Genomic DNA, 3,989 nt, shown 5'->3' on the forward strand with positions numbered 1-3,989 from the left:
GCCGAACGCGGGCAGCCCCACGGCACCGGCCTGGGCACCTTTCGCTGGGTCGTCGAGCGGACGATCTCCTGGCTGCATGGCTTTCGCCGACTGCGGATCCGGTGGGAACGACGCGACGACATCCACGAGGCCTTCCTCGGCCTCGCCGTCTGCCTGATCACCCACCGCCACGTCCAAAGGCTTTGTTAGGGCCATTTAACCAGGTCCGATTCAGTGCACTGATCTTGTCATTCCCCGGCGGTCCACCAACGCCGCTCCGAGCACCCTGAGTTGGGCTACCCGCTCAAGATCAAGCATGACGTGGTCGTGGCGGTCCGTGCCCGTCGGCGGGCGGGGCGAAGCCACGGCGTGCTGCGGCAGGCGGGCCCTCAGTCTGCGTCGGCCGACTCAGTGAGCTTGGGTCTGCCGCACGATCGGGTGACGGTCCATGAAGCGCAACGAGCGAGGCCCCCGAGCTGTTGATCGAGATATCTGACGTCTCAACCACGCTGCTCGGTGGCCTCGTTGGTGAATCCTCACCCTGGAGCGGCAACGCTGAAGAAGCTCAATGCGGGTACGTCACCCACCGCCTGGCAGACGTGTCGTACCACGCGAGTGTCCCGGCCAGTATCGCGCTGAACGGTATCCACGAATCGTCCAAATTCCACTTCTCGCCGCCCGTGGCTTGCATGAAGATCGGGCTGGGTGCCCAAGCGACCGATACCCGATCGTCCGCGACCTCAGCGATCCAGCCGAGAAACTCGCGACCGTCGACAAGGCTGAAGCCGACCTTCGCCGTGTTGTCCATGCAGCTGGCAAAAAAGGTCTTCATCCTCGAGACATCGGCCATCGCCCGAGCATAGAGCAGAGTTCGTCAAGAGGATGCAGACGAAGACCGCAGCCATCACCCGGCCTGTCGTGCCGACCGGCGACCGGCACGCCACCTGCGACCTGCGCCCGGACTTCGGCCGGGCCGACACCCCGGCGGTCGCCGCCGAGATCACAGGAACGTCGGATCTCCACCGGCGGCGATGCCTACCCGCGCTGACTGTAGGGTCAGGCTGAAGAGGCTCAGTGTGCTTCTGTAGCTGCAGTTCACCAGAGTGTCGCTGATCTGCTTCTCAGGGCCGTTCCAGGTCCAGCTGGACGACTGGGGGTAGGAGCAGTGGCCCTGGAAAGCCTCCCAGGGCTGCTTCAACGTGGTGGAGCCGACGTTGAACAGGAGGCTCCAACGCGCCGGTGTGAGCTTCACGAGCTCACCGGTCTGGAGGTTGAGCCGCCAGTACGAGGTAGTTGTGCGGCCATTGCAGATCGACAACATCAGCTTGTTGGCGTTGAAGGGCTCGGCCTTCATGATGTCGGTTGCGGCGCTCGCGGGCGAGACGCACGTCAGCACCGAAGCCAGGCCCAGCGCAGCGGCGATACCGACCCGCTTGATCGCACTACGGGATGTCATCTTGTTTCTCCTGCCTCTGAAGGGAGGGCGGGCGTTCGAGCCGCGAACCACGGACACGAGCGCGGCAGGGTGATCCTTTTTGCGCAGGAGGTCAGGCGTGTCTCCTGCGCCACGGCCCACTCTTCGGACCCAGGAGTTGTTGATCAACCCAGGTCAAGGGAGTAGACAATTCCTGGCGCCGTCGGCCAAGTTCCACTCGGCATGGTCGGGCAGGCACTGGCTGAAGTGACCGCAGAGGGCGCAGGAGGACAGGTCATAGACGCAGACCGCGCCGTTTGTTCTGAGAGGAACGCTGGCGTTCACTCGACTGCCGATGTCTAGGGCCACTGCGGTAGACGACGCGAGTTGCTCGGCCAGCACCCCCGCCCTGCTCCGCGGGAGGCACAGCAACAACATGAAGAACCGCGTCGGGAATGCTCACGTCTCCGTTGGTGAATGTCATGTCCCAGCTGCCGATGGGGGCTCAGCGACCATGTGCGAAACGACGATGTGCTTTTTCGGGAACTGGGTGAGGCGCCGGTGACGACGAGCGGTGGGCTTCGGCCGGGCCAGTCGATGATGTGGACGTTCAGTTCGTTCTTCCAACTGGACGGCGAACCCGTCGGAGCGTTCGCGGCGCAGGCCGGCCCTGGTCGTCAGCATGTGCTGGGCAGCACGGACCGAGTCGGCGACGACCCGCGTTTGCTCGTCGACTTCAATGACGGGCAGCCCCTGCTGTCGGCACATGGACAGCCGGTGGGAGAGCGTCGTGGGAACACCGTGCTGCTGTGGGAAGCGGAGTACCGCATCCGCCGTGCTCGATTCCGCAGAAAGCTGCACTTCTCCGTAACATCCGAAGAACGAACCATCCTTGAGGTCAGGGAGACGTCCCGGCCCGACCGCACTGTCCACACATACGTCACCCGCAGCGATCCCGCGCTCGACCCGGTTGCCGTGCTCGGCCTCATCCTGCTGGAGGCACGGCCCGACAAGATGTCGGTCCTCAACGAGCTGCTCGAGAGGCGACCGACGTAACGGCTTGTGCGGAGTCCACGTGTTGCTCCTCAGGCGAACGCATCACGAGCCGACGGCAGACCCGGAATTGGCGTGGTGGCATCGCAGGTGCTGACCGTACCCATGCCGCCCACTGGTTCGTTGGCTCTTGCGTGACTGGCCGGGGGGATCGGAGACGCTCCACTCCCCGGTCACCGCCGGGCCGTCATGCGTGAACTGAACCCTGACGCGGTATGTCACCTGCCGCCTCCTGTCTGCTGCGGCCCGTGGATGCCCGGATCTTCGCCCACGCTCGGGGGTGTGCGTGCTGTGGTCGCGAGGGACGCCGGGTAGAGCACGCCGTGACCGAAGCGGGCGCGGGCGCGGTCGGCGACGGCTTCGATCGCGAGGGGCTTGTCGTCCGCGTTGTCGAGGGTGAGCTGGCGGGTGGCGTTGGCCGCGGGCTGCAGGGCGTCGGCGCGCAGCGCGATGGTGCGTACCCGGGCGCGTTGCTGTCCGAGGGATTCGTACACCGCGTACGCGGCGCGGGCCAGGAGCACGGTATCGAGTCAGGCGCTGCTGGTGGCCGTCGATCAGACGGGCTACAGCCACTCGTCTCGGTCGGACGGGGGCGATGTTGACGGTGGGCTTGATCCGCTTTGACGGATATCTGACTGAACCCCGGGGGCTGGGAGACGGCCTGAATCGCCTTGCTGACGGCGGGGGGTTGACGACGCGTGACCGCGCTGGATTCTGCGTGGTGGGCCGGATGACACGCGTGCATCGGAAGGTCGCGCGGTCCCAGTTCCCGCTGGCGTGGGGTTGGGAACCGCGGTGGTCATGTTCCGATGGCCGTCCTGGCATGGCGGGTGGCTCCTGGTCTTCCCCCTTCGAAGGCCGGGGGATATCGACGTCCGCGGTCTGCTCTCGGACGAAGCGGCCTCTCCCGGGTGGAGGGGTGACACCGATCGGTGATACGGCTGACCGGCGTCAGCGGCGGTGGGAGAGTGGTGCTCAGGGCGTGGCTGCGGTCCCGGTGGCCTCTGGGTGGCACTGCTGACCGCCAGTGCCAACACGATCAGTCGTGGTTGGCCTGGCGGGCGGCTGTCCTGACAGGGCGAACACGGCCTAGGCTCGGCGCGTGGATCCCGTCGCGTTCGCCTGTGCCGTCGTCTCCGTCACGGTCCTTCTGTACGGGGCGCCCGTCGTGCGCGACCGCCTGCGCGCGTGGCTCCCTGCCGCACCCGTCGACCCCTACCGTGCGGCCGCCGGTCGCTGGTTGACCGAGGACGACATCCAGGCGGCCGCCGCCCAGCTCCTGCTGGACGGCCTGGTCACCATCAACCATCGCGGCAATCTGGCACTGACCGAGACCGGCGCGGACGTAGCGCGTACCGCCGGGCACCCCCTGCCGGACGCCCTGCTCGCTGCACTGCGCCGACGTTCCGCCTCCACGACGCTCGGCATCATCGCCTTCCACGACCCTGTCTTCCGCGCCGCCCACGCCGAGTTCCACCGGGTGGTGCGCGCCCGCCCCGGGCCCACCGCCCCGGCTAGTCTAGCGGCCACCCCGGGGCAGGAT

General features: G+C 66.8%; 5 protein-coding genes and 1 pseudogene. 3 read left to right on the forward strand and 3 right to left on the reverse strand.

Features of this window, described 5'->3' with window-relative positions; all coding sequences use genetic code 11:
• A partial coding sequence (locus tag AB0J12_RS39305; RefSeq protein WP_363269609.1) for a transposase occupies positions 1–189 on the forward strand: 189 nt, incomplete at its 5' end.
• 355 nt (positions 190–544) lie between these two features.
• On the opposite strand, the gene AB0J12_RS39310 is transcribed toward AB0J12_RS39305, so the two are convergent.
• Both AB0J12_RS39310 and AB0J12_RS39315 read right to left on the reverse strand, forming a co-directional pair.
• Positions 545–829 (reverse strand): hypothetical protein, encoded by a 285-nt coding sequence (locus AB0J12_RS39310; protein ID WP_363269610.1) that lies wholly within the window; start codon positions 827–829, stop codon positions 545–547.
• A gap of 150 nt (positions 830–979) precedes the next feature.
• On the reverse strand, positions 980–1,435 hold the full coding sequence (locus AB0J12_RS39315; protein WP_363269611.1) for a hypothetical protein: 456 nt from the start codon (positions 1,433–1,435) through the stop codon (positions 980–982).
• A 474-nt stretch (positions 1,436–1,909) separates the two neighbouring features.
• Between AB0J12_RS39315 and AB0J12_RS39320 the strand changes: the two genes are divergently transcribed.
• Complete coding sequence (locus AB0J12_RS39320) at positions 1,910–2,449, forward strand: hypothetical protein (protein WP_363269612.1); 540 nt, start codon at positions 1,910–1,912, stop codon at positions 2,447–2,449.
• A gap of 215 nt (positions 2,450–2,664) precedes the next feature.
• Here the strand turns inward: AB0J12_RS39320 and AB0J12_RS39325 are convergent.
• A pseudogene (locus AB0J12_RS39325) lies at positions 2,665–2,961 on the reverse strand (hypothetical protein); the annotation flags it as partial.
• Between the two features lie 587 nt (positions 2,962–3,548).
• On the opposite strand from AB0J12_RS39325, the gene AB0J12_RS39330 reads away from it, so the two are divergent.
• Positions 3,549–3,989 (forward strand): hypothetical protein (locus AB0J12_RS39330; protein ID WP_363269613.1); only part of this gene is annotated, 441 nt, incomplete at its 3' end.

Origin of the sequence: Streptomyces sp. NPDC049915 (assembly GCF_040656475.1) — a bacterium.
GTDB lineage: Bacteria > Actinomycetota > Actinomycetes > Streptomycetales > Streptomycetaceae > Streptomyces.

Coding starts and splice junctions, on each gene's coding strand:
- AB0J12_RS39310 (WP_363269610.1), bottom strand. CDS start 829: ATGGCCGATGTCTCGAGGATGAAGACCTTTTTTGCCAGCTGCATGGAC.
- AB0J12_RS39315 (WP_363269611.1), bottom strand. CDS start 1,435: ATGACATCCCGTAGTGCGATCAAGCGGGTCGGTATCGCCGCTGCGCTG.